Source organism: Oceanicella sp. SM1341, from assembly GCF_003448965.1.
GTDB lineage: Bacteria > Pseudomonadota > Alphaproteobacteria > Rhodobacterales > Rhodobacteraceae > Paroceanicella.
This window is the reverse complement of record NZ_QRGC01000013.1, coordinates 41,797-67,814: the sequence shown is the minus strand read 5'-3', so window position 1 is coordinate 67,814 and position 26,018 is coordinate 41,797. Positions and strand designations below refer to the sequence as shown.

General features: G+C 71.7%; 23 protein-coding genes. 10 read left to right on the top strand and 13 right to left on the bottom strand.

Annotated features, from left to right (window positions below):
* Positions 1-74 precede the first annotated feature (74 nt).
* Both D3P35_RS26550 and D3P35_RS26545 read left to right on the top strand, forming a co-directional pair.
* Complete coding sequence (locus D3P35_RS26550) at positions 75-221, top strand: hypothetical protein (protein ID WP_198670617.1); 147 nt, start codon at positions 75-77, stop codon at positions 219-221.
* Positions 218-475, top strand: coding sequence for a TrmH family RNA methyltransferase (locus D3P35_RS26545; protein ID WP_198670616.1), 258 nt, complete (start codon positions 218-220; stop codon positions 473-475). The genes D3P35_RS26550 and D3P35_RS26545 overlap by 4 nt, the downstream gene beginning before the upstream one ends.
* A gap of 149 nt (positions 476-624) precedes the next feature.
* Here D3P35_RS26545 and rplT read toward each other — a convergent pair whose 3' ends face one another.
* From rplT to pyk, 3 genes are all read right to left on the bottom strand, one after another.
* A complete protein-coding gene (gene rplT / locus D3P35_RS13390) occupies positions 625-987 on the bottom strand; it encodes a 50S ribosomal protein L20 (protein ID WP_118135237.1) in 363 nt (120 codons plus the stop codon).
* A gap of 12 nt (positions 988-999) precedes the next feature.
* On the bottom strand, positions 1,000-1,200 hold the full coding sequence (rpmI, locus tag D3P35_RS13385; protein ID WP_118135236.1) for a 50S ribosomal protein L35: 201 nt from the start codon (positions 1,198-1,200) through the stop codon (positions 1,000-1,002).
* Between the two features lie 114 nt (positions 1,201-1,314).
* Positions 1,315-2,760, bottom strand: a complete 1,446-nt coding sequence (gene pyk / locus D3P35_RS13380; RefSeq protein WP_118135235.1) for a pyruvate kinase — start codon at positions 2,758-2,760, stop codon at positions 1,315-1,317.
* Between the two features lie 204 nt (positions 2,761-2,964).
* Here pyk and D3P35_RS13375 point away from each other — a divergent pair, with 204 nt between their 5' ends.
* A complete protein-coding gene (locus tag D3P35_RS13375; protein ID WP_370031268.1) occupies positions 2,965-3,690 on the top strand; it encodes an N-formylglutamate amidohydrolase in 726 nt (241 codons plus the stop codon).
* Positions 3,690-3,986: a DUF1244 domain-containing protein gene (locus D3P35_RS13370; protein ID WP_118135234.1), complete on the top strand. Its 297-nt coding sequence runs from the start codon at positions 3,690-3,692 to the stop codon at positions 3,984-3,986. The genes D3P35_RS13375 and D3P35_RS13370 overlap by 1 nt, the downstream gene beginning before the upstream one ends.
* Before the next feature lie 949 nt (positions 3,987-4,935).
* On the opposite strand, the gene D3P35_RS13365 is transcribed toward D3P35_RS13370, so the two are convergent.
* Together D3P35_RS13365 and D3P35_RS13360 are read right to left on the bottom strand one after the other, a co-directional pair.
* A complete protein-coding gene (locus tag D3P35_RS13365) occupies positions 4,936-5,622 on the bottom strand; it encodes a molecular chaperone DjiA (protein WP_118135233.1) in 687 nt (228 codons plus the stop codon).
* 199 nt (positions 5,623-5,821) lie between these two features.
* Positions 5,822-6,313: a GNAT family N-acetyltransferase gene (locus D3P35_RS13360; protein WP_118135232.1), complete on the bottom strand. Its 492-nt coding sequence runs from the start codon at positions 6,311-6,313 to the stop codon at positions 5,822-5,824.
* A 78-nt stretch (positions 6,314-6,391) separates the two neighbouring features.
* Here D3P35_RS13360 and D3P35_RS13355 point away from each other — a divergent pair, with 78 nt between their 5' ends.
* The gene (locus tag D3P35_RS13355) at positions 6,392-10,009 is read left to right on the top strand and encodes a hydantoinase B/oxoprolinase family protein (RefSeq protein ID WP_118135309.1); all 3,618 of its coding nucleotides are present in this window, start codon (positions 6,392-6,394) and stop codon (positions 10,007-10,009) included.
* A gap of 597 nt (positions 10,010-10,606) precedes the next feature.
* On the opposite strand, the gene D3P35_RS13350 is transcribed toward D3P35_RS13355, so the two are convergent.
* From D3P35_RS13350 to D3P35_RS13325, 6 genes are all read right to left on the bottom strand, one after another.
* On the bottom strand, positions 10,607-11,353 hold the full coding sequence (locus D3P35_RS13350) for an HAD family hydrolase (protein ID WP_232830504.1): 747 nt from the start codon (positions 11,351-11,353) through the stop codon (positions 10,607-10,609).
* On the bottom strand, positions 11,346-12,587 hold the full coding sequence (locus tag D3P35_RS13345) for an FAD-binding oxidoreductase (protein ID WP_118135230.1): 1,242 nt from the start codon (positions 12,585-12,587) through the stop codon (positions 11,346-11,348). Before D3P35_RS13345 ends, D3P35_RS13350 begins: the two co-directional genes overlap by 8 nt.
* Positions 12,588-12,757: 170 nt before the next feature.
* The gene (locus tag D3P35_RS13340; protein WP_118135229.1) at positions 12,758-13,765 is read right to left on the bottom strand and encodes a lysophospholipid acyltransferase family protein; all 1,008 of its coding nucleotides are present in this window, start codon (positions 13,763-13,765) and stop codon (positions 12,758-12,760) included.
* Complete coding sequence (locus tag D3P35_RS13335; protein WP_198670615.1) at positions 13,762-15,189, bottom strand: cytochrome P450; 1,428 nt, start codon at positions 15,187-15,189, stop codon at positions 13,762-13,764. The genes D3P35_RS13340 and D3P35_RS13335 overlap by 4 nt, the downstream gene beginning before the upstream one ends.
* A 129-nt stretch (positions 15,190-15,318) precedes the next feature.
* On the bottom strand, positions 15,319-16,581 hold the full coding sequence (locus tag D3P35_RS13330) for a glycerate kinase (RefSeq protein ID WP_118135228.1): 1,263 nt from the start codon (positions 16,579-16,581) through the stop codon (positions 15,319-15,321).
* The gene (locus tag D3P35_RS13325; RefSeq protein WP_118135227.1) at positions 16,578-18,155 is read right to left on the bottom strand and encodes a DUF2125 domain-containing protein; all 1,578 of its coding nucleotides are present in this window, start codon (positions 18,153-18,155) and stop codon (positions 16,578-16,580) included. Before D3P35_RS13325 ends, D3P35_RS13330 begins: the two co-directional genes overlap by 4 nt.
* A gap of 166 nt (positions 18,156-18,321) precedes the next feature.
* On the opposite strand from D3P35_RS13325, the gene D3P35_RS13320 reads away from it, so the two are divergent.
* Positions 18,322-19,506 carry a TIGR03862 family flavoprotein gene (locus D3P35_RS13320; RefSeq protein ID WP_118135226.1) on the top strand — a complete coding sequence of 395 codons (1,185 nt, stop codon included), beginning with the start codon at positions 18,322-18,324 and terminating at the stop codon, positions 19,504-19,506.
* 47 nt (positions 19,507-19,553) lie between these two features.
* Here the strand turns inward: D3P35_RS13320 and D3P35_RS13315 are convergent, their stop codons facing one another.
* Together D3P35_RS13315 and D3P35_RS13310 are read right to left on the bottom strand one after the other, a co-directional pair.
* A complete protein-coding gene (locus D3P35_RS13315; RefSeq protein WP_157982142.1) occupies positions 19,554-20,186 on the bottom strand; it encodes a phospholipid-binding protein MlaC in 633 nt (210 codons plus the stop codon).
* Positions 20,187-20,229: 43 nt separating this feature from the next.
* Positions 20,230-20,994 (bottom strand): VacJ family lipoprotein, encoded by a 765-nt coding sequence (locus tag D3P35_RS13310; RefSeq protein ID WP_118135224.1) that lies wholly within the window; start codon positions 20,992-20,994, stop codon positions 20,230-20,232.
* A 329-nt stretch (positions 20,995-21,323) separates the two neighbouring features.
* Here D3P35_RS13310 and D3P35_RS13305 point away from each other — a divergent pair, with 329 nt between their 5' ends.
* The 4 genes from D3P35_RS13305 (at position 21,324) to D3P35_RS13290 (ending at position 26,017) form a co-directional block, all read left to right on the top strand.
* On the top strand, positions 21,324-23,090 hold the full coding sequence (locus tag D3P35_RS13305; RefSeq protein ID WP_118135223.1) for a type I secretion system permease/ATPase: 1,767 nt from the start codon (positions 21,324-21,326) through the stop codon (positions 23,088-23,090).
* Positions 23,087-24,532: an HlyD family type I secretion periplasmic adaptor subunit gene (locus D3P35_RS13300; protein ID WP_232830502.1), complete on the top strand. Its 1,446-nt coding sequence runs from the start codon at positions 23,087-23,089 to the stop codon at positions 24,530-24,532. The genes D3P35_RS13305 and D3P35_RS13300 overlap by 4 nt, the downstream gene beginning before the upstream one ends.
* Positions 24,533-24,622: 90 nt before the next feature.
* On the top strand, positions 24,623-25,084 hold the full coding sequence (locus tag D3P35_RS13295; protein ID WP_118135222.1) for a RidA family protein: 462 nt from the start codon (positions 24,623-24,625) through the stop codon (positions 25,082-25,084).
* Between the two features lie 144 nt (positions 25,085-25,228).
* Positions 25,229-26,017 carry a glycerophosphodiester phosphodiesterase family protein gene (locus D3P35_RS13290; RefSeq protein ID WP_118135221.1) on the top strand — a complete coding sequence of 263 codons (789 nt, stop codon included), beginning with the start codon at positions 25,229-25,231 and terminating at the stop codon, positions 26,015-26,017.
* Position 26,018 lies beyond the last annotated feature (1 nt).

Sequence of the window (26,018 nt, the reverse complement as noted above, 5' to 3'; positions counted from 1 at the left end):
GCGTCCGCCAGGGGTATGCGCACCGATCCGGTGATGGTATTTCCGCGAAGGGATGCCATCGCCGGAGGCCGATCATGGATGCGCAGGACACAACGCAGTCGCACGAAGCGCAGTCGCCGGGCACCGGTGCGCAGGCGCGGGAAGGCGTGCGCGCCCGCGCCACCGCCATCCGGGCCTTCCGCTGCAAGAACCTGATCGTTGTCATCGAACGCGAGACGTGAAGAACATCGGCACGGTGGTCCGCAACGTGAACGAGAAGCGCGGCATCTCCCCCCTCGCGGTGGAGCGCAGCGCGATGTGCGTGGCCATCCCGATGTTCGGCATGATCGAGAGCCTGAACCTCGGCACCTGCTCCGGCATCGTGCTCTACGAGAGCGCCCGGCAGCGCCGCGAATACCAGAGCCGCTTCCGCCTGCGCAACCAGCGCGGCGCCCGCGCCGAGCCCCTGCCCACCGTGATGCCCCGCGCCGACTAGCGCCTGCCACATGCGCCCCGCCCGGAGGTCAGCGCCCGAGCGCAGGGGGTCCGGGGGAGGCGCGCCTCCCCCGGTCTTCCCTTGAGATACGAAAAGACCCCGGCAGGAGCGCCTGCCGGGGTCTTTCATCTCGTCGGTCGCGGAGGCGATCAGGCCAGGGCGGCCTTGGCCTTCTCGACGATCGCGTTGAACGCCGCCGGCTCGTGCACGGCGAGGTCCGCCAGCACCTTGCGGTCGACTTCCACACCGGACTTCGCGAGCCCGTTGATGAAGCGCGAATAGGTCAGGCTCTCGTCATGCGCCCGCACCGCCGCGTTGATGCGCTGGATCCACAGGGCGCGGAAATTGCGCTTGCGGGTCTTGCGGTCGCGGGTCTGGTACTGGAGCGCCTTGTCCACGGCCTGCTTGGCAACGCGGATGACGTTCTTGCGGCGGCCGTAGTAGCCCTTGGCAGCCTTGCGGATCTTTGCGTGGTTGGCGTGGGTGACAACGCCGCGTTTAACTCGTGCCATGTCTCAAGCTCCTCAGCGGCCGTAGGGCAGGAAGCCCTTGACGATCTTTGCATCCTGGTCGCTCAGCACCGTGGTGCCGCGCGCGTTGCGGATGAATTTCGCGGTGCGCTTGATCATGCCATGGCGCTTGCCGGCCTGGGCCACTTTCACGTGGCCGTTCGCGGTCACCTTGAAGCGCTTCTTCGCGCTCGACTTGGTCTTCATCTTGGGCATTTCGGTCTCCGATTCAGAGAATGTTCTGAGGCAGCACGGCAGCCCTTTCGGCCGGTTGCCCCGGTTCGGAAGCCGGGCTTATAAGCGCAAGCCCGGCCGTTGGCAAGGGCCAGCTTACTCCGGCTCGCCCTCGAAGATCGCCTTCTCGCGCACCGGGGCGATGCGCAGGATGTTCGTGGAGCCGGAGACGTTGAACGGCACGCCGGCGGTCACGATGATGCGGTCGTCCTCGGTGGCGAAGCCATGGCCGCGGGCGATGCGCGCGGCGAGGATGACGGCATGCTTGAAGCGGTCGACCTCGTCGGTCTTGGCGCAGTGCAGGCCCCAGACGAGGCACAGGCGGCGCGCCGTGGTCACGATCGGCGTGAGCGCCAGGATCGGCACCCGCGGGCGCTCGCGGCTCACCATCTGGGCGGTGGTGCCCGAGTGGGTGAAGCAGGCGATGGCGCGCACGTCGGTGGTCTCGGCCACCTCGCGCGCGGCGGCGGTGATGGCGTCGGAGGTGCTGCCGTGCTTGGAGGAGCGCGAGGCCTCGATCACGCTGCGGTAGATCGAGTCGGACTCGACCGATTCCGCCACGTTGTTCATCGTCTTCACCGCCTCGACCGGGTACTGCCCGGCGGCGGATTCGCCCGAGAGCATCACCGCGTCCGCACCCTCGTAGATGGCCTGCGCCACGTCCGAGACCTCGGCGCGCGTCGGCACCGGCGAGGTGATCATGCTCTCCAGCATCTGGGTCGCCACGATCACCGGCTTGCCCACCGCGCGGCAGCCGCGCACCAGGCGCTTCTGGATCGGCGGCAGCGACTGGACGGGGAGTTCCACGCCCAGGTCACCGCGCGCCACCATGATGCCGTCGGAGGCCGCGAGGATCGAATCGAAGTTCTGCACCGCGGCGGGCTTCTCGATCTTGGAGATGATCAGCGCGCGGTCACCCACCAGGGCCCGGGCCTCCTCCACGTCCTCGGCGCGCTGCACGAAGCTCAGCGCCAGCCAGTCCACGCCCAGCTTGCAGGCGAACTCGAGGTCGGAGAGGTCCTTCTTGGAGAGGGCGGCGAGCGGCAGGATCACGTCCGGCACGTTCACGCCCTTGCGGTCGGAGATCTCGCCGCCGACCATCACCTCGGTCTCGGCCGAGGAGCCATCGCACTCGAGCACCTTGAAGCGCATCTTGCCGTCGTTCACCAGCAGGGTGGCACCGGGCTGCAGGGCCTTGAAGATCTCCGGGTGCGGCAGGCGCACGCGCTCGGCGGTGCCTTCGGCCTCGTCCATGTCGAAGCGGAAGCGCGCGCCGATCTCCAGCGTCTCGCGGCCGTTGGCGAAGGTGCCGCAGCGCAGCTTGGGGCCCTGCAGGTCGGCGAGGATGGCGATCGGGCGCTCGAGCTCGAGCTCGATCTCGCGGATCAGCCGGTGCCGTTCGCGGATATCGTCCTGCGTGCCATGCGACATGTTGAGGCGGAACACGTCGGCGCCGGCCTCGAACAGATCGCGGATGACTTCTCGGGTGCTGGAGGCCGGGCCGAGCGTGGCCACCACCTTTACATTACGGTTACGTCGCATCGTGCAATCCTGTCAGATAGGGGCGCGGAGGCCGGGCGCTGCGTTTATAAACACGGTTTGCTGAATGAGTGAAGGAAAGCCGAGCGACATATCCTTGCTTTTTTGCAATTTCCTTCCTCAGTTCCTTGCCGGCTGCGTGGTTTCGCGGCATGTCTCGCTGCCATGATGAGCGCATCCCACAAAGCACATGAACCCGTCGAATTCGTGAACGCGGAGGGGGCCCCCGGCCTGCTCTTCCTGTGCGATCACGCCTCCAACGCCATGCCGGAGGGCGACCTCGGCCTGCCGCCGGAGGAGATCGCCCGCCACATCGCCTGGGACCCCGGCGCACGCGGCGTGACGCTGGCGCTGGCCGCCGCCTTCGACGCGCCGGCGATTCTCACCCGCCAGTCGCGCCTGGTGATCGACCCCAACCGCGGGCCCGACGATCCCACGCTGGTGATGCAGCTCTATGACGGCACCATCATCCCCGGCAACCGCGGCATTTCCGAGGCAGAGGTGGCCCGGCGCCGCGCGCTCTACTACGACCCCTACCATACCGCGATCACCGGGCGGCTCGACGCGCTGGCCCTGCGCGGCATCCAGCCGGTGCTGGTCTCGATCCACTCGATGACCGCGCAGCTGCGCGGCAAGCCCTTCCGGCCCTGGCAGTTCTCGGTGCTGTGGAACCGCGACGGGCGCATCGCGCAGCGGCTGATCGCCCGGCTGCGCGCCGAGCCGGGCCTGGAGATCGGCGACAACGAGCCCTATTCCGGCGCGCTCGAGGGCGATACGATGAGCCGGCACGGGCTGGGGCGCGAGCTGCCGCATGTCTTGATCGAGCTGCGCAACGACCTCATTTCCACCCCCGAGGGCGAGGCGCTCTGGGCGGGCAAGCTCGCCGGCCCGCTGCGCGACGTGATCGCCGCCTACCGAGCAGGAGAAGACTGATGGACGAGACCACCCGCACCGAACTCGAGGCCGCCGCCTTCCGCCGGCTGGTCGAGCACCTGCGCACGCGCAGCGACGTGCAGAACATCGACATGATGAATCTCGCCGGTTTCTGCCGCAACTGCCTGAGCCGCTGGTACCAGGAAGCCGCCAACGAGCGCGGCATCGAGATGAGCAAGGACGAGGGCCGCGAGATCGTCTACGGCATGCCCTACGAGGAGTGGCGCGACAGGCACCAGACCGAGGCGAGCCCGGACGCGAAGGCTCGTTTCGCCGCCAACCCACCGGAGCACTGAGCCCGGCTGCGGCCGCATCGCCCCGCCCGGTACGCGGCGCGGTGGGGCGTCAGGCCCGGCCCGGCGCCTGCGATCCCGGCACCGAAACAGCCCGGCGGAAGGCGGCACCCCGGCCGGCCTCGGCGCCACGGCCACCATCGCCGCACCCCGGGCCGGGCCATCCCCGCGGCTCGGGGGGCTGCACCGCCTCCGCCCCGACGCAACCATCCCTCCCCGCACCTTGCCGCAGAGCCGGAGCCGCCGAGGGCACGGCCCTCGGCCCGGCCCAACTGCGCGGAAGGGCGCCGCAGGCGCCCGACCAGAGCAGGCGGGAGCCCCCCGCCCCCCTGGCGCGACGCCTGTGACCTGGCGAGGCTGCCGAATGCCATTCCCCCCGGAGTGCCGGTGACACCGCGCGTGACCCTGACCCGCCCGACCGGAGCGGGCGGGAGCGCCCTGCCCCGATGTGGGGACGCAGACGTGGGCCTCCCGCCTCTCCGCCGGTCTCCGCTGGCGCGGAGGACCGCTCCGCGTTGGGCCGGGCCGCGCCCCTGCGGGGCACGGCGCAGGGAATGCCGCGAGGGCACGCCCGGCGCATCTGCGCAATATCCGGGCGGCCCGTCGCAGGCCCGTCGCAGGGTCGTCGCAGGGTCCCCGAAGGGACGGCTCGGGGAGAGGCACCTGCCCGCCGACCGGCTTTGCCGCGCAGCCGGCCGGGACCGCGATCCGGGTGCCGCTCCGCATGAGGCCTCGCCGTTTCGGGCCGGGAAGCGGGAGGCCCATCCGCGAGGCGGGCCGACCATGCGCGGCAGAACGGATTGCCGGGCAGCGGGTCATCGGGCACCGGGGCCCATGCCTCCCGGCCCGAGGGCAGGTGCCCGTGTCCCGCCCGACACGCGGGCCGCGCTGGCCCGGCCGGGCCGAGGCGACGATCGCCGGGTCAGGCGCTGCGTCGGCGTCGCAGCCCGGCTCAGGCCGGGGCGTGTTCGCGCTGGATGGCTTCCCAGGCCTCGTTGATGGCGGCGAGGCGGCGGGTGGCGAGGGTGATCGCCTCCTCGGGCACGCCGCGGGCCACCAGGCGGTCCGGGTGAGTGTCGCGGACCAGCGCGCGCCAGCGGGCGCGGATGGTGCGCATGTCGTCGGAATGCTCGACGCCGAGCACGTCGTAGGGGTCGGGGGTGACATCGGGCAGGTAGCGCGCGTGCAGCGAGCGGAACACCCGGGGGTCGAGGGCGAAGCGGCGGGCGACCTCGCGCAGGAAGGCGTCCTCGGCCGGGTGATAGTCGCCGTCGGCGAGCGCGATGTGGAACAGGCCCTCGAGCAGGTCCTCGAGCACCTGCGGGCGGCCGCGGAACATCCGGGCGATGCGGTCGGCGTAGAGCTCGAAGCCGGCCACGTCCTGGCGGGCGAGGTTGTAGACGCGGGCCGCCTGGGCCTCGTCTTCCGGCGCGATGCGGAACACCTCGCGGAAGGCCTCGACCTCGCGCCGGGTCACATGGCCGTCGGCCTTGGCCATCTTGGCGCCCAGCGCGATCACCGCGATGGTGAAGGCCACGCTCTGCTCCGGCGGCGTGCGCAGCTTCGCCAGCACGTCCGCCAGCGAGCCGCCGCCCGCGAGCGCGGACAGGGCTTCGGCAATGCGGGTCCAGATCGACATTCCGGGGGGTCCTCACCCAGCAGGGAGCCGCACCCTGCGGCGCGACGATACGGCGGCTTGCGGGCCCCGGCACGGTTCCGCCGCACCTGCCCTCTCTCGCCTCCAGAGTGACAGATCGGGCCGCGCTTCGAAAGCACGGAACCGACGCCGCGGTGAACCGACCGTTACACGATGCCGTGGGCCGGGCGTGATCGCCCTTTCAGACCAGCAGCTTGTGCATCAGGATGAGGGTGAGCCAGCGGTCGAACTTCCGGCCCACTTCGGGCAGGCGCCCGGCCTCGGTGAAGCCCAGCGCGCGGTGGAAGGCGAGCGAGGCGGTGTTCTCCGAGCCCACGCCGCCCACCAGCGCATGCAGGCCGCGCGCCCGGGCCGCCGCCTCCACCGCGGCCATCAGCGCGCGGCCGGCGCCGAGGCCCTGCGCCTCCGGGCTCACGTAGACGCTGTGCTCGGCCGTGAGCCGGTAGCCGGGAAAGCTGCGAAACGGCCCGCAGCCGGCGTAGCCGACCACCCTGCCCCCGGCCTCGGCCACCAGCGCGGGATAGCCCTGCGCGCGGCGCTCCGCGATCCAGGCCTCCATGTCGGCCGGGCTGCGCTCCTCGGTCGTCCAGGTGGCGGTGCTCTCGCGGATCTCGCGGTTCACGATCGCGGCCATCGCCTCCGCGTCCCGCGCCGCAGCATCGCGTATCTCCATCTGCCCCCGCCTCCGAATTGCCAAGCCCCGCGAGACTGACTAGACCGGATGCGCAACGTCAAGACGGGGAGCATCTTCATGTCAGCCTGGGACTTCTGGATCGATCGCGGCGGCACCTTCACCGACATCGTCGCGCGTGACCCGGAGGGCCGCCTCTCCACCGCGAAGCTGCTCTCGGAAAACCCCGAGCGCTACGCCGACGCCGCCCTGCAGGGCATCCGCGACTTCCTCGGCCTCGGCGCCGACGCACCGATCCCCGCCGCCGCGGTGGGCGCGGTGAAGATGGGCACCACGGTGGCCACCAACGCGCTGCTGGAGCGCAAGGGCGAGCCGCTGGTGCTGGTGACCACCCGGGGTCTGCGCGACCAGCTGCGCCTTGCCTACCAGAACCGCCCGCGCCTGTTCGACCGGCAGATCGTGCTGCCGGAGATGCTCTACCGGGAGGTGATCGAGGCCTCCGAGCGCCTGCGCGCCGACGGCACGGTGGAGCAGGCGCTCGACGAGGACATGCTGCGCGCCGAGCTGCGCGCCTCCCGCGCCCGCGGCCTCACCGCCTGCGCCGTGGTCTTCGTGCACGGCTACCGGCACCACGCTCACGAGGCCCGCGCCGCCGCCATCGCGCGCGAGGAGGGCTTCACCCAGGTCTCGGTGAGCCACGAGGTCTCGGCGCTGATGAAGATGGTCAGCCGCGGCGACACCACGGTGGTCGACGCCTATCTCTCCCCCATCCTGCGCCGCTACGTCGACCGCGTGGCCGCCGCCTTCGACGGCGACACGGCCGGCAAGCTGATGTTCATGCAGAGCTCGGGCGGGCTCACCGATGCCGGGCTCTTCCAGGGCAAGGACGCCATCCTCTCCGGCCCCGCGGGCGGCGTGGTGGGCGCGGTGCGCACCTCCGCCATCGCCGGCCACGGCCGGATCATCGGCTTCGACATGGGCGGCACCTCGACCGACGTGTGCCACTACGCCGGCGAGTTCGAGCGCGTGCTGCACTCGGAGGTGGCGGGCGTGCGCATCACCGCGCCGATGATGAACATCCACACGGTGGCGGCGGGCGGCGGCTCGCTCCTGACCTTCGACGGCACGCGCCTGCGTGTCGGCCCCGAGAGTGCCGGGGCCAACCCCGGGCCCGCCTGCTACGGCCGCGGCGGCCCGCTGGCGGTGACCGACGCGAACCTGCTCACCGGCCGCCTGCGCCCCGAGTTCTTCCCGGCGATCTTCGGCCCCGAGGCCGACCGACCCCTCGACCTTGCCGCCACGCGCGCCGGCTTCGAGACGCTGGCGCAGGAGATCGGCCGCAGCCCGGAGGAGGTCGCCGAGGGCTTCCTGCGCATCGCCACCGAGAACATGGCCAACGCGATCAAGAAGATCTCGGTGCAGCGCGGCTATGACGTCTCGGGCTACTGCCTGACCGTGTTCGGCGGGGCGGGCGCGCAGCATGCCTGCGCCATCGCCGACACGCTGGGCATGGAGACCTGCCTCGTCCACCCCATGGCCTCGCTGCTTTCGGCCTATGGCATGGGGCTGGCGGATATCCGCGCCAGCCGCACCCAGGCGCTGGAGGCCGAGCTTGCCCCCGACACCCGCCTGCAGGCCGCCGCCGATCTCGACCGCATGGGCTCGGACGCGCAGATGGAGGTGGAGGGCCAGGGCGTGGCCGCCGGCCGCATCCGCCTCGCCCCCCGGCTGCACCTGAAGGTGAAGGGCACCGACACCGCCCTGCCGATCCCCTTCGGCGATGAGGGTGACATGCGCGCCGCCTTCGCCTCCGCCCATCGCCAGCGCTTCGGCTTCGACCCCGGCGACAAGCCGCTGGTCATCGAGGCGCTCTCGGTGGAGGCGATCGGCGAGGCGGCCGACCTCACCGAGACCGCCACCGAGGAAGCCACCCGCCCCGAGGCCGATCTCGATGTGGCGCTGGAAGCCCCGGTATTCACCGGCGGGCAGTGGCAGGAGGCGCGCTTCGTGCGCCGCGAGGCCATGCGCCCCGGTGACCGGCTGACCGGCCCTGCCGTGCTCGTCGAGCCCCACACCGCCATCGCCATCGAGCCCGGCTGGCAGGCGCGCATCACCGCCGATGACCATGTCGAGCTCACCCGCATCACCCCGCGAAACGACGCCGACGCCATCGGCACGAAGGCCGACCCGGTGATGCTCGAGGTGTTCAACAACCTCTACATGTCGATCGCCGAGCAGATGGGCGCGGTGCTGGAAAACACCGCCGCCTCGGTCACCATCAAGGAGCGGCTCGACTTCTCCTGCGCGGTGTTCGACGCCGCCGGCGACCTGATCGCCAACGCCCCGCACATGCCTGTGCATCTCGGCTCCATGGGCGCCAGCGTGAAGGCGATCATCGACCAGAACCCCGACATGGGCCCGGGCGATGTCTATGTCCTCAACGCCCCCTACAACGGCGGCACCCACCTGCCGGACATCACCGTCGTCACCCCGGTCTGGAACGACGCGGGCACGGAGGTGCTGTTCTACACCTCCGCCCGCGGCCACCACACCGACGTGGGCGGCCTCACCCCCGGCTCCATGCCCCCCGACAGCCGCTCGATCCATGACGAGGGCGCGTTGATCGACAACTGGAAGCTGGTCGACGCCGGCCGCTTCCGCGAGGAGGAGACGCGGGCGCTGCTGCTCTCCGCGCCTTACCCCGTGCGCGCGGTCGAGACCAATCTCGCCGACCTGCGCGCCCAGGTCGCCTCCTGCGAGAAGGGCGCGCAGGAGCTGCGCCGGATGGTCACCCAGTTCGGCCTCGACGTGGTGCGCGCCTACATGCGTCACGTGCAGGACAATGCCGAGGAATGCGTGCGCCGCGCCATCACCACCCTGTCGGACGCCGAGTACGTCTACCCGATGGACCCCGACTTCGACGGCACCCCGCGCGAGATCCGCGTGAAGGTGCGGGTGGACCGCGAGGCCCGCACCGCGACCATCGATTTCACCGGGACCACGGCCCAGCTCGCCACCAACTACAACGCCCCCGAGCCGGTGACCCGCGCCGCCGTGCTCTACGTCTTCCGCTGCCTCGTCGATGACGCGATCCCGATGAACGAGGGGGTGATGAAGCCGCTCGAGGTCATCCTGCCGCCGGGCACCATGCTCTCGCCCCGCTACCCCGCGGCGGTGATCGCCGGCAATGTCGAGACCAGCCAGGCCGTCACCTCGGCACTCTTCCTCGCCCTCGGCGTACAGGCGGCGGCGCAGTCGACCATGAACAACACCACCTGGGGCAACGCCACCTACCAGTATTACGAGACGGTTTGCGGCGGCTCCGGCGCCGGTGTTCTGAATGACGGAACGGGCTATGCCGGAACCTCCGGCGTGCACACCCACATGACCAACTCGCGGCTGACCGACCCCGAGGTGCTGGAATGGCGCTTCCCTGTGCTGCTGGAGGAATTCTCCCTGCGCCCCGGCTCCGGCGGCGGCGGCAGGTTCCATGGCGGCGACGGCACCACGCGGCGCATCCGCTTCCTCGAGGAGATGACGGTGGCGGTGCTCTCGGGCCACCGCGTCACCCCGCCCCCGGGGCTCGCGGGCGGAAGCCCCGGCGCCCTGGGCCGCACCCGCGTGGTCCGGGCGGACGGCACCATCGAGGAGCTTGCCTCCGCCGACAGGCGCGAGCTCGGCGCCGGTGACATCTACTGGCTCGAAACCCCGGGCGGCGGCGGCTACCTGCCCGAGTGAGCCTGCGCGGGGCCGCCGGGGCGATCCGGCCGGGAAGGAACGCCCGCCTCGCCGAGGGGGCTTGCGCCCCCGCAGCTCGGCGGGCGTCGCGTCGGACCTGCGGTCCGTCGCGGGGCACGTCCGGGCCGGCGCCTCCGGTGGAGGGCTGCGGGGCGGGAAGCCGCCGCGCCCGGTCCATGATCGGGTGGCAGCCGGGTGCGGCATGAGCCGGAGCGGCAGGACTGTGGCCCGTGCACTTCGCAGCCCGGAGCCCACCTGCTGCACCCCGCCTTGGCGCGCAAGCCCGGCTGACGCCCCGCGCAAAGGGCTGCGCCCGACCCTGGGTGGGCGCGGGCCACGCCTGTGGTCAGCAGTTTATCTCAAAAGCCCCGGACGACGGCTGAACACTTACCGACATCGCCATCGCGCCCTCCCGGGGGGAGGGTCGGGCGCGGCCCGGGCTGGTCGCCCGGGCGGAAGGGAAAAGCCGGAAGGGCTCCGGCCAGGGTTATCGGTGCGCCACCCGGGTGCCGCCGGGGGCGGAGGCCCGGACGGGCCTTCGCCACGCCCGCCGAGCTGCGGGGGCGCATGCCCCCTCGGCGAGGCGGGCGTTCTTCCTCAGGGCCGGATGCGATGCGCGTGCAGGCGCTCGTAGAACGGCCGGGCCTCCTCGGCGAGACGCGCCTCGGGGGCGCCGAGCGCAGGTTGGGCGCGCTCCGTCCAGGGCGCGAAGCCGGTCGAGGCCCAGAGGCTGCCGTACCAGTGCGGTGCCCAGGCGCCGTCGTCGGGGTGGGGGCCGACCTCCCAGCTCAGCATCGCCGGGTCCCAGGGAATGTCGAGGGCGGCGCAGAGGGCGGGCAGCATCGCGGCCGGGTCGCGCAGGATGTCCTCGGCCTCGACGACCACCGGCGCACGGCCCAGCCGGTCGGCCTCGCGCTCGAAGAGCTCGGCCTGTTTCTCGAAGCCGATGTCCTGCTGGTCTGCCGCCTCGTGCTTCACCGAGTAGCTTGCCAGCACCGCCTCAGGTGCGCGGATCAGGAAGGCGTTGGTGAGCGCCGCGGTCCAGCCCAGGTCCATGCCCGGCAGCATGTGATGGGTCATGTGCTTCTGGTAGAGCACCGGCACGCCGCGCTCCTCGGTGGCGCAGGCATGGGCCACGCGGGCGGGGTCGGTCTCACCGGCGACGATGGTCTCGGCGGCCATCGGATGCGCCCGGCCGGTGGCGGCGAGATATGCGGCGTAGAACGGCTCGTCGCGCACCGCGCAATCGGCGCGGGAGGAGAAGCTGCGCATCAGCGCCGAGGAGAGGTTGCGCGGCCCCGACCACATGGCGATCCGGCGGGTGGGGGGGGAGGTATCAGGCATCGAAACGGTCCACGGCATAGGGGGTGAGGTCGAGATTGGGGCGGCGCCCGGCGGCGAGGTCGGCGACCATGCGGCCCAGCCGCGGGCCCATGGTGAGGCCGAGGTGCTGGCCGCCGAAGGCGAAGATCACGCCGGGGGCGCGCGGGCTCTCGCCCAGCATCGGCAGGCTGTCGGGCAAGGTGGGGCGGAAGCCCATCCAGGGCTCCTCCCCCTCCCATGTCAGGCCCGGGTAGACCTTGCGCACCTGGCGGCGCAGCAGTTCGACCGGCGCCTGCGAGGGCCCTGCCCCGGTGCCGCCGAACTCCACCACCCCGGCAAGCCGCAGCCCCGCCTCCATCGGCGTCATCACGAAGGAGCCGGCGGCCACCATGCAGGGATGCGGCGGCATGTGGCTGGGGTTGCGCAGCAGCAGGTGGTAGCCGCGCTCGGTCTCGAGCGGCACGCGGTGGCCCAGGCCCTCGGCGAGCCTGCGCGACCAGATGCCGGCGGTGAGCACCACCTTGTCGGCCGCGATCTCCTCGCCGCCCGCGAGCCGCACCAGCCCGGGGCGCACCTCCACCACCTCGGCCTCGCGCAGCACGCCGCCGGCGCCGGTGAACGCCTCGGCCAGCGCGGCCACGTAGGGCCCCGGCGCGGTGAGCCAGCCATGGTCGGGGAAGGCGGCGAGAAAACCCGCCGCCGCCCCGGCCAGCTCCGGGTCGCGGGCGCGCAGCGCCTCGGCCTCGTGCTCGGCCCAGCGGAAACCATGCGCGCGCTTGAGGGCGAAGCCGGCGCCATCGGCCTCGAAGGCGGCGCGGTCACGGTAGAGGAAGCCGTAGTCGCCGCGCCGGATGTAGCGCGCGGCCCCGGTGCCGGCAGAGAGTGCCTCGTGCTGCTCCACCGTGTCGCCGGTGAGCGCGGCGATGCTGCCGGAGATGCGCTGCACCTTCTCCGCCGAACCGTTGCGCAGGAAGGGCACCAGCCAGGGCATGAGCCGCGGCAGGTAGCGCCAGCGCAGGAAGAGCGGTGCATCGGGGTCGAGCAGCATCTTCGGCGCGCGCCAGATCAGCCCCGGCATCGACACCGGCACGACAGAGGCGGCGGCCAGCAGCCCGGCATTGCCGAAGGAGGCCTGCCCGCGCCCGCCCGGGCCCCCGCGCTCGACCAGCGTGACCTCCCAGCCCTCGCGCCGGAGCCACAGCGCCGCCGCGACCCCGGTGATCCCGGCGCCCACCACCACCGCCTTCGCGCACATGCGCCTCTCCCCGTTCCCCGATGCCAAGGCCCGCACGCTCCCGCCAAAGCGGCGGATTGTCAATCGGCCGCCGCCCGGGCCCGGTCCTGCGGTGCTCAGTCCTGCGGTGCCCGGTCCTGTGGCCCTCAGTCCTGCGGCGCCCAATCCTGCGGCGCCCGATCCTGTGGCCCTCAGTCCTGCGGCGGCAGGCGCATGTCCTTGAGCATGTACCACTGTTCCAGATGCTCGCGCACGGCGGGCTCGAAGATGGCTGAGAGGGCGCGGGCCGTCTCCTCCATCTCTTCGGTGGTCGCGCGCGGCGGCGGCGGGGGCAGATGGGCGAGCGCGCGGATGCTGTTGCGGTCCACCCCCTCGCGCACGAAATGGCAGGGCACCAGCCGCGCCTCGGCCCGGGCGGCGAGCTTGAGCACGAAGCGCATGTTCGAGGAGGCCTGCACCGGCCGGCCGAAATAGGGGAAGGTGGACTGGCCGTCGCGCACCTCGTCGAGGAACAGCGCCGCGTTCACCCCGCCCTCGCAGGCGAGCTTGCCCAGCAGCACCGGCAGCTTGCGCGTGGGCGGGAAGGCATAGAGGTTGTGGCGCTTGCGCAGCCGGTAGATCAGCCGGTTCTGGTAGCGGTTGGGCTGGGGCTCGTAGATGCCGAAGCCCTCGCCCAGCTTCACCGCGCGCATGCCCACGCCCACCGCCTCCCAGTTGCCCAGATGCACGAGCACGATGAACACCGGCTTGCCGGTGGCCTTCGCCTCCTCCACGATCTCGCGGTTGTGCACGGTGAGGCGCTCGGGCGTCACCAGGCTGTGGGTGCAGGCGAACTGGGCGTGCACGATGCCGGCATTGCGGAACCAGGCGCGCAGCACCCTGTCCTGCCCCTCGCGGTCGCCCTTCAGCTCGGGGCGGATGCGGATGATGCCGCGGCGCATGAACTCCACGTAGGGGCGGTTCCAGTCGAGCCGGGCGACGAGCCGGCCCATCGGCGCGCCGATCGCCGCCGCGGCCTTGGGCGGCAGCACGGAGAGCGCGTGGAAGCCGGCGAACTGCAGCAGGCCGAAGAACCGATCACTCAGGTGGTAGCGGAAGAAAGCCTTGCGCTCCGCCCCGCCGGCGCGGAAGGCGGCGAGGCCGGGCACCGGCACCGGGGGCGGCGCGGTCTCCTCGAAGGGCACATCCTCGAGCTTCATGCCGGGGCCTCCGCTGCGGCCGCCCGGCGGTGCAGGCGCATGGGCAGCGTGTCGCCCGGGCGCAGGGTGAGCCGGCACTGGGTGCGCACCTCGTGGCCCGGCTCCAGCTCCAGCTCGAAATCCTGCGCCAGCGTGGCGAGGCAGAGGATCGCCTCGGTGAGCCCGAAGGTGAGCCCGGGGCAGATGCGCGGCCCGATGGCGAAGGGGATGTAGGAATACTTCGACGGCCGCTGGGTGAGCCTGTCGTCGAAACGCTCGGGGATGAACTCGTCCGGGCGGCTCCACAGGTCGGGCTTGCGGTGCAGCATGAAGGGCGAGACCATCACCACCGCGCCGCGCTTGACCTGCGTGCCGTTGATGTCGCCGTCGGCCAGCGCCTGGCGGCCGAGGATGGGCACCGGCGGGTAGAGGCGCAGGGTCTCCTCGATGATCGCGCGGGTGTAGGTGAGGCGGCGCACGTCGTCGATCTCCGGCGCGCGGCCCTGCAGCACCTCGGCGAGCTCGGCATGCAGCTTGTCGCGCACCCGGCCGCTCTGCGAGATCAGGTACCAGGCCCAGGCGAGGGTGTTGGCCGTGGTCTCGTGCCCGGCCATGAAGATCACGATCGCCTCGTTGCGGATCGCCTCGCGGTCGAGCCCGTCGGCGCCCTCCTCGCGCGCGGCGAAGAGTTGGCCGATCACCGCCTCCGCGTCGCCCCTGCCCTGCTCGAAGCGGGTGACGATGTCGTCGATCACCCCGTGCACCCGGCGCAGGGCGCGGCCCACCTTCAGGCCGCGCGGGCGGGGAAACCAGTCCGGCAGGCCGAGCACGGAGGGCAGGTCCATCTGGTCGATGTGCTTCTGGTACTCGGCGAACCCGGCGACGATCTCGCCGGTATGCTCGCGCCCCAGCCGGCGGCCGAAGACCGTGCGCGAGATGATCTCGGCGGTGAGCTCGGCCATCTCGGCCAGAACGTTCACCTGCGCGCCGTCGCCCATCTCCCGCCAGTGCTCGCGCCATTCCACCGCCGTCTCGCACATCAGCGGCGAGAAGGAGCGCACCTTCGAGGTGTGGATGATCGGCCCCACCGCGCCGCGGCGGCGCTTCCATGTCTCGGAATCGGACACGAACAGCCCGTCGCCCAGCAGCGGCGCCAGCGCGTGGCGCATCTGCGGGGTCTTGCGCTGGAAGATCTCGTGCTTGGTCTGGAAGGTCTCCTGCACCAGCGCGGGGTCGTTCACGGTGAACACGTCGAGTGCGAGGTAGCGGTCATGGATGATCGGGCGGCGGAAGTCGTTTTCCGAGAACACCGCGATGATGTTCTCGCGGTAGAGCTTCATGATCTTCCAGAACGGGATCGGCGCCGTGCGCCGGGGCGGATGCGGGGGGGTGAACCGCCCGCCCTCGGCGTCGATGGCCGCAAGGAATTCGTCGCTCAGTTGCACTGTCGCGCGCGCCTTTCGATGGGGGGTGCGGGGCCAGCCTAGTCCAGGCGGCGGCCCGGCGTCCAGCCGCTCATGCTGCGGCGCATGCGCCGCACCCCCGGGGAGGGCGCGACGCGGGTGGCGAGCCCCTCAGGGCGCGATCAGGATGGCGCGGAAATCGTTCACGTTGGTGCGTGTCGGGCCGGTGACCACCTGGGCGCCGGCGGCCTCGAAATAGCCGTGGCCGTCGAAGCGCTCCAGCGCGCGGGCGAGCGGGTAGCCCGCCGCGGCGGCGCGCGCCACGGTGTCGGGCCCGATCACCGCGCCGGCCACTTCGGTGGCGCCGTCGACACCGTCGGTGTCGGCCGCCAGCGCGTGGATGCCCGGCGCGCCGTCGAGCACCTCGGCGAGGCCGAGCAGGAAGTCGACGTTGCGCCCGCCGGCGCCGATCTCGCGGCCGTCCTTGGGCAGGGTCACCGTGGTCTCGCCGCCGGAGATCAGCAGGCCCGCGCGGCCCGCGGCCTTCAGCGCCAGCGCCTGGCGGGCCATGGCGCGGCCCATCTCGCGGGCCTCGCCCTCGAGATCGTCCCCGAGGATCTCGGGCAGGTAGCCTTCCGCCCGGGCGAGCTCCGCCGCGGCCTCGAGCGAGGCCATGGGGGCGGCCACCACATGCGCCTCGGCCCGGGCGAGGCGCGGGTCTCCGGGCTTCACGCTCTCGTTCGCGGGATCCTCCAGCGCCGCGGCCACCTGCGGCGCCAGCTCCAGCCCGTATTTCGCCACGATGGCGCGGGCATCGGCGAGCGTGGTCGGGTCGGCCACCGTGGGGCCGGAGGCGATGTTGATCGGGTCGTCCCCCGGCACGTCGGAGATCATCAGCGTCACCATCCGGGCCGGGAAGGCGGCGGCGGCAAGCCGGCCGCCCTTGATGGCCGAGAGATGCCGGCGCAGGCAGTTCATCTCGTCGATCGAGGCGCCGGAGGCGAGCAGCGCGCGGTTCACCGCCTGCTTGTCGGCGAGCGTGAGGCCCGGGGCGGGCAGCGGCATCAGCGCCGAGCCGCCGCCGGAGATCAGCGCGATCACCAGGTCGTCCTCGGTGAGGCCGGAGACCAGCTCCAGCGTGCGCGCCGCCGCCGCCGCCCCGGCCTCGTCCGGCACCGGGTGCGAGGCGGAGGCGATCTCGATGCGCGCGCAGGGCTCCTCGTGGCCGTAGCGGGTGATGACCAGCCCCTCCAGCGGGCCCGGCCAGCGGCGCTCCAGCTCGGCCGCCATCGCGGCGGAGGCCTTGCCGGCGCCGATCACCACCACCCGGCCTGCGGGGGCTGCGGGCAGGTGATCGGCCACGATGCGCGCCGGGCGCGCGGCGTCGACCGCCGCATCGAAGAGGCGGCGCAGGAAATCGGTCTCGGCGCTCATTGCAGCGGCAGCCCGTTGATGAGCACGGCCCCGCCGCGCATCTCGATGCTCGATTCCAGCGTGTCCGGCTCGGTACCCGGCTGGGTGTAGGCCGAGGCGAGGCCGCGCACCAGCGCCAGCTCCTGCGGCGAGAGCAGCCCGATCTCGCCCAGCCGGCCGGTGAGGTCGTCGAACCCGGTGAGGGTGACCGCGACCGAACCCTCCGGGAAGGGCGAGGGCTGGGAATAATCCATGGTGGCCGAACCCTTGGCCGAGAGGGCAGCGCCCGCGAGCTTCAGGTCGAACATGCCGAGAGACAGCGTCTCGAGCTGCAGCGGCGTGCTGCCCGGCTCCGGCGGGGTGGCGGCGAAGGTGGCGGGCTCCTGGGTCCAGCGGCCCATGCCGGAGAGGTCGAAGGCGAGCTCGGCGGGGTCGCGCGGCAGCACGTCGTCGGGGTCGATCATCTGCCACAGCGCGTCGTCGAGCTCGAGGTCGGAGAACTGCAGGCCGATGGAGAATTCCTGCGCCTCCTCCCGCATCGCCAGCGGCACGGCGATGCGCGCCTCGATGCCCTTGCCGGTGAACCCGGCGCTCTCGGTGCCGAAATTCGTCTCGCTGAAGTCGAGGTCGTAGGTGAAGTCGGAGACGCGGCCGTTGACCTCGGCCACCCCGTCCTCGACCGAGTAGAGCGAGGCGGAGGGGCCGGCCTCGACGTTGAAGCCCACCGGGCCGAGCAGCGTGGCGGAGGTGCCCTCGCTCACGGAGCTGTCCATCGACACGCTCAGCGACAGGCTGCTGGAGCCGCGCATGAAGCTGGCCAGCGTCTCCTCCTCAGGCATGTCGACGGCGAAATCGGCCTTGAAGGCCTCGGTGCTGGAGCGGGTCTGCGAGCTGCCGGCGCCGGCGCTGCTCTGCCCGGGCACCAGCTCGGCCATCAGGCCCGGCTCGACCGCGTAGGCGATGTTCATCGTGGACGCGGCGATCTTGCCACTCACGTTGGTCTGGTCGGCGGAGACGGAGGCGTCGAGCTGGAAATCCTCGGCCTGCATCAGCCCGTCGCGGATCTCCGCCGGGGTCTGCTGGGCGATCTCCAGCGAGGAGGCTGTGATGGTGTGCTCGGTGCCGCCGTCGGTCGCGAGGCGCGCCACGGAGGTCAGCCCCGTGGAGGTGACGGCGAAGTCGATCGCGTCGCTCGCGCCCGCGGGGGTGACGGAAATGGTCATCTCCTCGGGGAAGGCGAGCTCGACCGCGCCGGTGTCGAAGGCGGTGGCGGTGCCGCGCATCCAGGGCGCGGTGATCTCCACCTCGCCGCCGGGCAGCGAGATCACCGGCTTGGCGTATTCCACCTCGTAGGACAGCGGGAAGCCGCCGATGATGCGGCTCTCGTAGGTCACGGTGCCGCCGGCGGTGGCGATGCGCTCTTCCTCGGCGTCGAGCATGTCGCGCACGTTGCCGCGGAAGTAGAACCAGCCGCCCGCCCAGGCGGCGGTGCCCACCCCGAGCACGACGAGGAAGCCGATGATCACCTTGTTGAGGCCGATCCCGCCCTCGGAGGAGCCGCTCTGGCCGCCGGCGGGGTCGTTGTCACTGCTCATATGGGATCCTTTCCAGCCTTTCGTCGCGGCGCGCGCCCTCTGGTCACGCCGGGGGAATTTGTTACACAGGTGCCGCGCCGGGGGCAATCCGGCCCTTGCCCGCGACGGGCCCCGGCGCCCCGCCCCCCTGCATCCGTGAACGCCCGTGATCGGGAGAGAGGACCAGATGACCGACGCGCTCGTGGCAGGCGCCGGCCCGGCCGGGCTGATGGCCGCCGAACGGCTGGCCGCCGCGGGGCTGCGCGTGCTGGTGGCCGAGGCCAATCCCTCGCCCGCGCGCAAGCTGCTGATGGCCGGCAAATCCGGGCTCAACCTCACGCGCGAGGAGGACGCGGGGAGCTTTGCCGCGCGCTGCGGCGCCGGCGCGCCCGGGGCGGAGGCGCTCGGGCGCGCCCTCGCCGCCTTCGGCCCCGCCGAGGTGCGTGCTTGGGCCGAGGGGCTGGGCCAGGAGATGTTCACCGGCTCCAGCCGCCGGGTCTACCCGGTGGCGATGAAGGCGAGCCCGCTGCTGCGCGCCTGGCTCGCCCGGCTCGCCGCCTCCGGCGTGGAGCTGCGCAGCCGGATGCGCTGGTGCGGGCTCGAGGACGGGGCGCATGTGTTCGCCGACGGCACGCGGATCCGCCCCCGCGTCTCGGTGCTGGCCTTCGGCGGCGCGAGCTGGCCGCGGCTGGGCTCGGACGCCGGCTGGGTGCCGGCGCTGCAGGAAGCGGGCGTGCCCGTGCGCGCCTTCCGCCCGGCCAACATGGGCTTCGACGTGGCCTGGAGCCCCCACATGGAGCGGCATTTCGGCGCGCCGGTGAAGCCGGTGGCGCTGAGCTTCGGCGAGACGCGGATCCGCGGCGAGTTCGTGGTGAGCCGCACCGGCATCGAGGGCAGCGCGGTCTACGCCCTCTCCGCCGCCCTGCGCGACGCCTGCGGGCCCGACGGCGTGACCCTCACCCTCGACCTCGCCCCCGACCGCGAGACGGAGGCGCTGGCCGCCGCCCTCGCCCGGCCGCGCGGCAAGGCGAGCCTGTCGAACCACCTGCGCAAGGCGACCGGCCTCTCGCCCGTCGCCCTCGCGCTGCTGCGCGAGGCGGGGCCGCTGCCGGAGGCGCCGCGCGCGCTCGCCGCGCGCATCCGCGCCCTGCCGCTGCGCCTCGAGCGGCCGCGGCCCATCGCCGAGGCGATCTCCTCGGCGGGGGGTGTGCGCTGGGAGGCGCTCGACGAAACCCTGATGCTGCGGGCGCATCCGGGCGTGTTCTGTGCGGGGGAGATGCTGGACTGGGAGGCGCCCACCGGGGGCTACCTGCTCACCGCCTGCCTGGCCACGGGCGGCCTCGCAGGCGAGGAAGCGGCGCGGCGGGCCTGAGCGGGAGAGCCCCGAAGCGGCAAGCCGCTCCGGGGGTTTTCAGTGGCTTACGCGCCGGACTTCATGTCCGAGATCAGCCGGTCGACATCGTTGCCGCGCTTCTCGAGCATGCTGCCGATCATCTCGCGCTCGGAGGTGACGAGGGAGATGCCCTCCACCACGATGTTGGAGAGCTGCAGGCTGCCGCCCCGGTCGGTCACGCCCCAGTCGACCATCGCCTTCTCGCCGTTCGAGAGCGTGGCCTGGCTGGTGACGATCACGCCGCGGTCGCCGTAGTCCTGGGTGCGGACGATCTCCATGCGCGTCTGGGAGAACTCGTTGAAGCGCGGGGCATACTTGCGCGCCACATAGTCCTGGAACGCGTCCTGGTAGGCGGCCTGCTGCTCGGCGTTCAGCTCGCGCCAGCGCGGGCCGAGGGTGGAGCGGGCCACCGCGTCCACCGCCATGTACTGCGCGAGCATGGCGCGGAACTCGGAGGCCTGCCGGCCCACGTCGTTGGTGGAGTTGGCGATGTCGAGCAGCTTGCCCACCACCGTCTCGACCAGGTCGCGCGCCTGGTCCTCGGTGACCTTTGCCAGGGCCGGCCGGCCAGCGCCCAGCACGGTCACGAGACCGAGGGCGAGCGCGCCGCCGAGCAGTCCGCGACGGGACAGCGGGGCGATCTGCGGGAGGTCGGTCATGGAAACCCTTTCCATTGCTGTGATGTCACGGCGCCCGCCGCGCTCAATCGTCGGCGAAGATGTCGGGGAGGGCATCGTCACCCGTTCCCGAATCGCCCGCCAGCTGCCGGCGCCGGAGCTGGACATAGGACGTTTTGAGCGTGAGGTAAGAGTCCTCGCTTTCATATAGAAGTGAATCGAGCAGCTCGGCGTTCTGAACCCGGCGGTCGAGCGTGTGCGCGCCGTAGAGGCCGAGGGCCGCGTAGGTGAAGGCCGTGCTGTCCACCAGGATCGACGGGTCGATGAGCCAGTCCACGCCCCAGCCCACCGCGTCACGCGTGGTGCGCGGGCCGATGAAGGGCAGCTCGTGATACACGCCCTCGCCCACGCCCCAGGTGTAGAGCGTCTCGCCGAAATCGGTCGGGTCTGCCGGCAGGCCGAACTCCGTCGCGGGGTCGAGGAAGCCGGCGGCGCCGAAGACCGTGTTGAAGCCGAAACGGCCGGCGGCGATGCCCGCCGCCTCGATGTCGCCCTGCATGAGATGGTTGGCCGCGTCCACCGGCAGCTGCAGGTGGTTGGCCTCGTTCGCCACCAGGAATCGCACCAGGTCGGGGGTCACCGTCTCGTAGGCCTGGGAAACCGGGCGCAGGATGTAGCGATCCATCCCCTTGTTGAATTCGTGGATGTCGCGATTCGTCGATTCGTAGGGGTCGGCGATCAGCCCCGCCTGCTGAGTCGCCTCCGTGTCGGCGCAGCCAGCCAGAACAATCGTGGCAACAGCCGCGAAACAAGGCGTTCGCGCCCGCAAAAAACAAAACAAATTCTTCATCTTGAGCCTCGGTTAGGGCCGCTCCGGCCTCGATCGTGGGGAACCATAGGACAAGCAGGCGGTGGCGTCAAAATAGTTGCGCTGTCGCACGTGTTTTTTATCTCCGCGGACGAGGACGGCAGGGGCGGGAAGATTTTCCTCCGCATTCCGAGCATGGAAGTGGCATATTGGCGGACGGTTAACCGGTGGAGTGTGACATTCGTCATACGAGCCCGACAGGTGATTTGAGATAGTGAGGGCGCGTGATATAGCGCCACCCAGGCAGCGCAAGCGTGCACCTCGCACGGCCACCGCAGACTGGTTGATGTATTTCGAGGGGAGGCATACGCGTGGCGACGGTCAGGAAATTCAAGGACGGGCGGGCCGAGCTGAGGGACGCCCTGTCCGGCAGCAAGCGGCTTTTCATCGCCATCGGCGTGTTCAGCTTCTTCGTGAACCTGCTGATGCTCACCGGGCCGCTGTACATGCTCCAGGTCTATGACCGCGTGCTCACCAGCCGCTCCGAGGCCACGCTGATGGCCCTCACCGTGCTCATCGTGATGCTCTACGCCCTCTCCGCCGCGCTCGACTATGCGCGGGCCCGGGTGCTGGCGCGCATCGGCGCGAAGTTCCAGACCCGGCTCGACCGGCGGGTGTTCGAGGCGGTGTTGCGCCGCTCCATCTCGCCCAACGAGCGCACCAAGCCGGCGAGCGGGCTGCGCGACCTCGAGGCGGTGCAGCGGCTGATGTCCTCGCCGGCGCCCTTCGCGGCCTTCGACATTCCCTGGACCCCGGTGTTCATCGCCATGCTGTTCCTGTTCCACTGGGTGCTGGGCGTGGCGGCACTGCTCGGCGGGGTGATCATCGTCTCGCTCACCTTCCTCAACCAGTACCTGTCGCGCAAGCCGCTGATGGCCGCCAACGCCGCCTCGGCCGAGAGCGAGGCCTTCGCCGAGAACCTGCGCCGCGAGAGCGAGCTCGTCCACGGCATGGGCATGCGCGAGGCCGGGCTGCAGCGCTGGAAGGACCGGCGCGACGCCTCGCTGGAAGCCACCATCGCCGCCTCCGACACCTCGGGCACGATCTCCAACATTTCCAAGGCCTTCCGCTACTTCATGCAGTCGCTCATGCTCGGGCTCGGCGCCTTCCTGGTGCTGCAGGGCGAGATGTCGGGCGGCATGATGATCGCGGGGTCGATCCTGCTCGGCCGGGCGCTCGCGCCCATCGAGCAGTCGATCGCGCAATGGTCGGTGATCCAGCGCGCCCGCCAGGGCTGGAGCCAGCTCGCCGACCTGCTGGAAAAGACCCCCGAGGAGCCGGAGCGCACCGAGTTGCCCCGCCCCCGCGCGCTGATGTCCGGCGAGCAGATCACCGTGGTGCCGCCCGGCGAGAAGGTGGCGACCCTGCGCATGGTCTCCTTCCGCATCGAGCCCGGCCAGGCGATGGGCGTGATCGGGCCCTCGGGCTCGGGCAAGTCCACCCTCGCGCGCGTGATCACCGGCATCTGGCGCCCTGCCTCTGGCACCGTGCGGCTCGACGGTGCCGCGCTGGAGCATTATTCGAACGAGGCGCTCGGCCAGCACATCGGCTACCTGCCCCAGGACGTGGCGCTGTTCGACGCCACGGTGGCGGAAAACATCGCCCGCCTCTCCCTCACCCCCGATCCGCAGAAGGTGGTGGAGGCAGCGCGCAAGGCCGGCGCCCACGAGATGATCCTCAAGCTGCCGGAAGGCTATGACACCCGCATCGCCTCGGGCGGCTCGCGGCTCTCGGGCGGCCAGCGCCAGCGCCTCGGCCTCGCCCGCGCGCTCTACGGCGACCCGGTGATCCTCATCCTCGACGAGCCGAACTCCAACCTCGACTCGGTGGGGTCGGACGCGCTGAACCGCGCAATCCAGACCATGAAGAACGAGGGCCGCGCCGTGATCATCATGGCCCACCGGCCCGCCGCCATCGCCATGTGCGACACGCTGCTGCTGCTCGACGGCGGCATGCGCAAGGCCTTCGGCCCGCGCGACGAGGTGCTGCGCGAGCACCTGCGCAACTTCAACCAGGTCGCGGGCGCCATCGGCGCCGATTCGCGGCCCAAGCCCGTCGGAGCGGAGCAGACGTCATGAGCGAGCCCACGCCCATTCCCCCCGCCCCCCGCAAGCCCGGCCAGGCGCCGGCCCAGCCCCTCGGCACCGCCCCCACCCCCGGTGGCGGCGGTGGCGGCGGCACGCGCATGCCGCCGCGCGCGCCGCAGCGCCCCGCCCCGCGCCCGCCCGCCCGGAGCTGGAGTGCGGCGCGCCCGCTCGCCATCGGCCTCGTCGCGCTCTTCGTGCTGGTGTTCGGCTTCGGGGTCTGGGGCGCGATGGCCTCGATCTCCGGCGCGGTGATCGCCTCCGGCGCGCTGCAGGTGGAGGCCGAGCGCCAGGTCGTCCAGCATCCGGACGGCGGCGTGGTCGGCGAGATCCTGGTGCGCGACGGCGCCCGGGTGGAGGCAGGTCAGGTGCTGCTGCGGCTCGACGACACGCTGCTGCGCTCCGAGCTCAACATCGTCGAGGGTCAGCTCTTCGAGATCTGGGCCCGCACCGGTCGGCTCGCCGCCGAGCGCGACGAGGCGCAGACCATCACCTGGTCGGACGAGCTGATCGAGCTCGCCGCCGCCCGCCCCGACGTGCAGAAGCTGATGGACGGCCAGCAGGCGCTGTTCGAGGCCCGGCGCGACACGCGTGAGAAGCAGATCTCCGCCCTGCAGGAGCGCAAGGCCCAGACCGGCCAGCAGGTGACCGGGGGCGAGGCCCAGCTCGAGGCGCTGAAGATCCAGCTCTCCCTCATCCAGAAGGAGCTGCAGGACCAGATCACCCTGCAGCAGAAGGGTCTCACCCAGGCCAGCCGCGTGCTCGCGCTGCAGCGCGAGGAGGCGCGGCTGAAGGGCGAGGTGGGCGAGCTGATCACCACCATCGCCCAGGCCAAGGGCCGCATCGCCGAGATCGAGATCGAGGTGCTGCGGGTGGAGGACGCCGCGCGCGAGGATGCGATCACCCAGATGCGCGACCTCGAGTACCGCGAGGTGGAGCTGCGCGAGCGCCGGCTCTCCTCGCTCGAGAAGCTCTCCCGGCTCGAGGTGCGCGCCCCGCTCGACGGCATCGTCTACGGCAACACCGTGCACGCGCTGCACTCGGTGATCCGCGCCGCCGACCCGATCATGTACATCATCCCCACCGATGGCGGGCTGGTGATCGCCTCGCGCATCGAGACCATCCACATCGACGAGGTGCATGTCGGCCAGCAGGCCATCCTGCGCTTCTCCGCCTTCAACATGCGCGAGACGCCGGAGATCACCGGCACCGTGCTGCAGGTCTCGGCCGATTCCTTCACCGACGAGCAGCGCGGCTATTCCTACTACGAGGCCCGCATCCGCCCCGACGAGGGCGAGATCGAGAAGCTCTCGGGGCGCGAGCTCATCCCCGGCATGCCGGTGGAGGCCTATATCCAGACCGGAGAGCGCAGCGCGCTGAGCTATTTCACCAAGCCGATCATGGATTACTTCAACAAGGCCTTCCGGGAGGAGTAAGCTCCCGTCCGCACGGGGGGGCGCCGCCCCTCCGGGCCCGGCCCCGGCAGCGGGGCCGGCGCACCGCTATACGGACGAGGACCCAAATCCATGAGCACATTCGAAGCGCGGCTCGCCGAGCTCGGCATCACCCTGCCCGAAGCCCCCGCCCCGGCGGCAAACTACGTGCCCTACGTGGTGGCCGGCGGCATGGTCTACATCTCCGGCCAGATCTCCCGCAACGACGACGGGCTCATCACCGGCACTCTGGGTGACACGGTGAGCGTGGCCGAGGGCCAGGAGGCGGCGAAGGCCTGCGCGCTGGCGCTCATCGCCCAGCTCCGCGCGGCCTGCGGCGGCGATCTCTCCCGCCTCGTGCAGGTGGTCAAGCTCACCGGCTTCGTGAACGCCACCCCCGGTTTCACCGACCATCCGGCGGTGATCAACGGCGCCTCCGACCTGATGGTCGAGGTCTTCGGCGACCGTGGCCGCCATGCCCGCGCCGCGGTGGGCTGCGCCTCGCTGCCCCTCGGCGTCGCGGTCGAGGTGGAGGGGGTGTTCCGAATCGCCTGACCGGGGCATCCTGCCCCCGCCCGGGAGCCCCGCTCCCGGGCCGCCCCGGCGCCCTGGCCGCGCCCGTCCCACGCAGAACAGCACGCGGAGCCACCGCCCGCCGCGGCGGCTCCCCGGCCCCTCCCCCACTCCCGGAGCCTCCGAATGGCCGATCTTCCGGACAGTTTCCTGACCCGTCCCATCGCCCACCGCGCCCTGCACGACCGCAGCCGCCACCGCATCGAGAATTCCCGCGCCGCCGTCTCCGCCGCCATCGCCGCCGGCTACGGCATCGAGATCGATCTGCAGCTCTCCGCCGACGGCGAGGCGATGGTCTTCCACGACGACACGCTCGACCGCCTCACCCCCGAGGCAGGGCCCGTGACGCAGCGCAGCACCGCCGAGCTCACCCGCATCCCGCTCACCGACAGCAGCGAGACCATCCCGCGCTTCGCCGAGATCCTCTCGCTGGTCGCCGGCCGGGTGCCGCTGCTGGTCGAGATCAAGGATCAGACCGGCTGCCTCGGCCCCGACACCGGCGCGCTCGAGGCCCGGGCCGCCGCCCTGCTCGGCGCCTACCAGGGCCCGGTGGCGCTCATGTCCTTCAATCCCCATGCCGTCGCCGCCCTCGCCGAGGCAGCGCCGTCGCGCCCCCGCGGCCTCACCACCTGCCGCTTCACCCCGCAGGACTGGCCGGGCACCGACCGGGCGCGCTGCGACGACCTCACCGCGATCGCCGATTTCGACCGGGTCGGGGCGTGCTTCATCTCGCACCACCACGCCGCCCTCGACACGCCCCCGGTGGCCCGGCTGCAGTCCCGCGGCGTGCCGATCCTGTGCTGGACCATCCGCTCGCGCGCCGAGGAAAAGGCCGCCCGCCGCATTGCAGCAAACATCACCTTCGAATCCTACGCCGCGGCCATTGACCTCGCCGCCCCGGCACCCAAGTCATAGG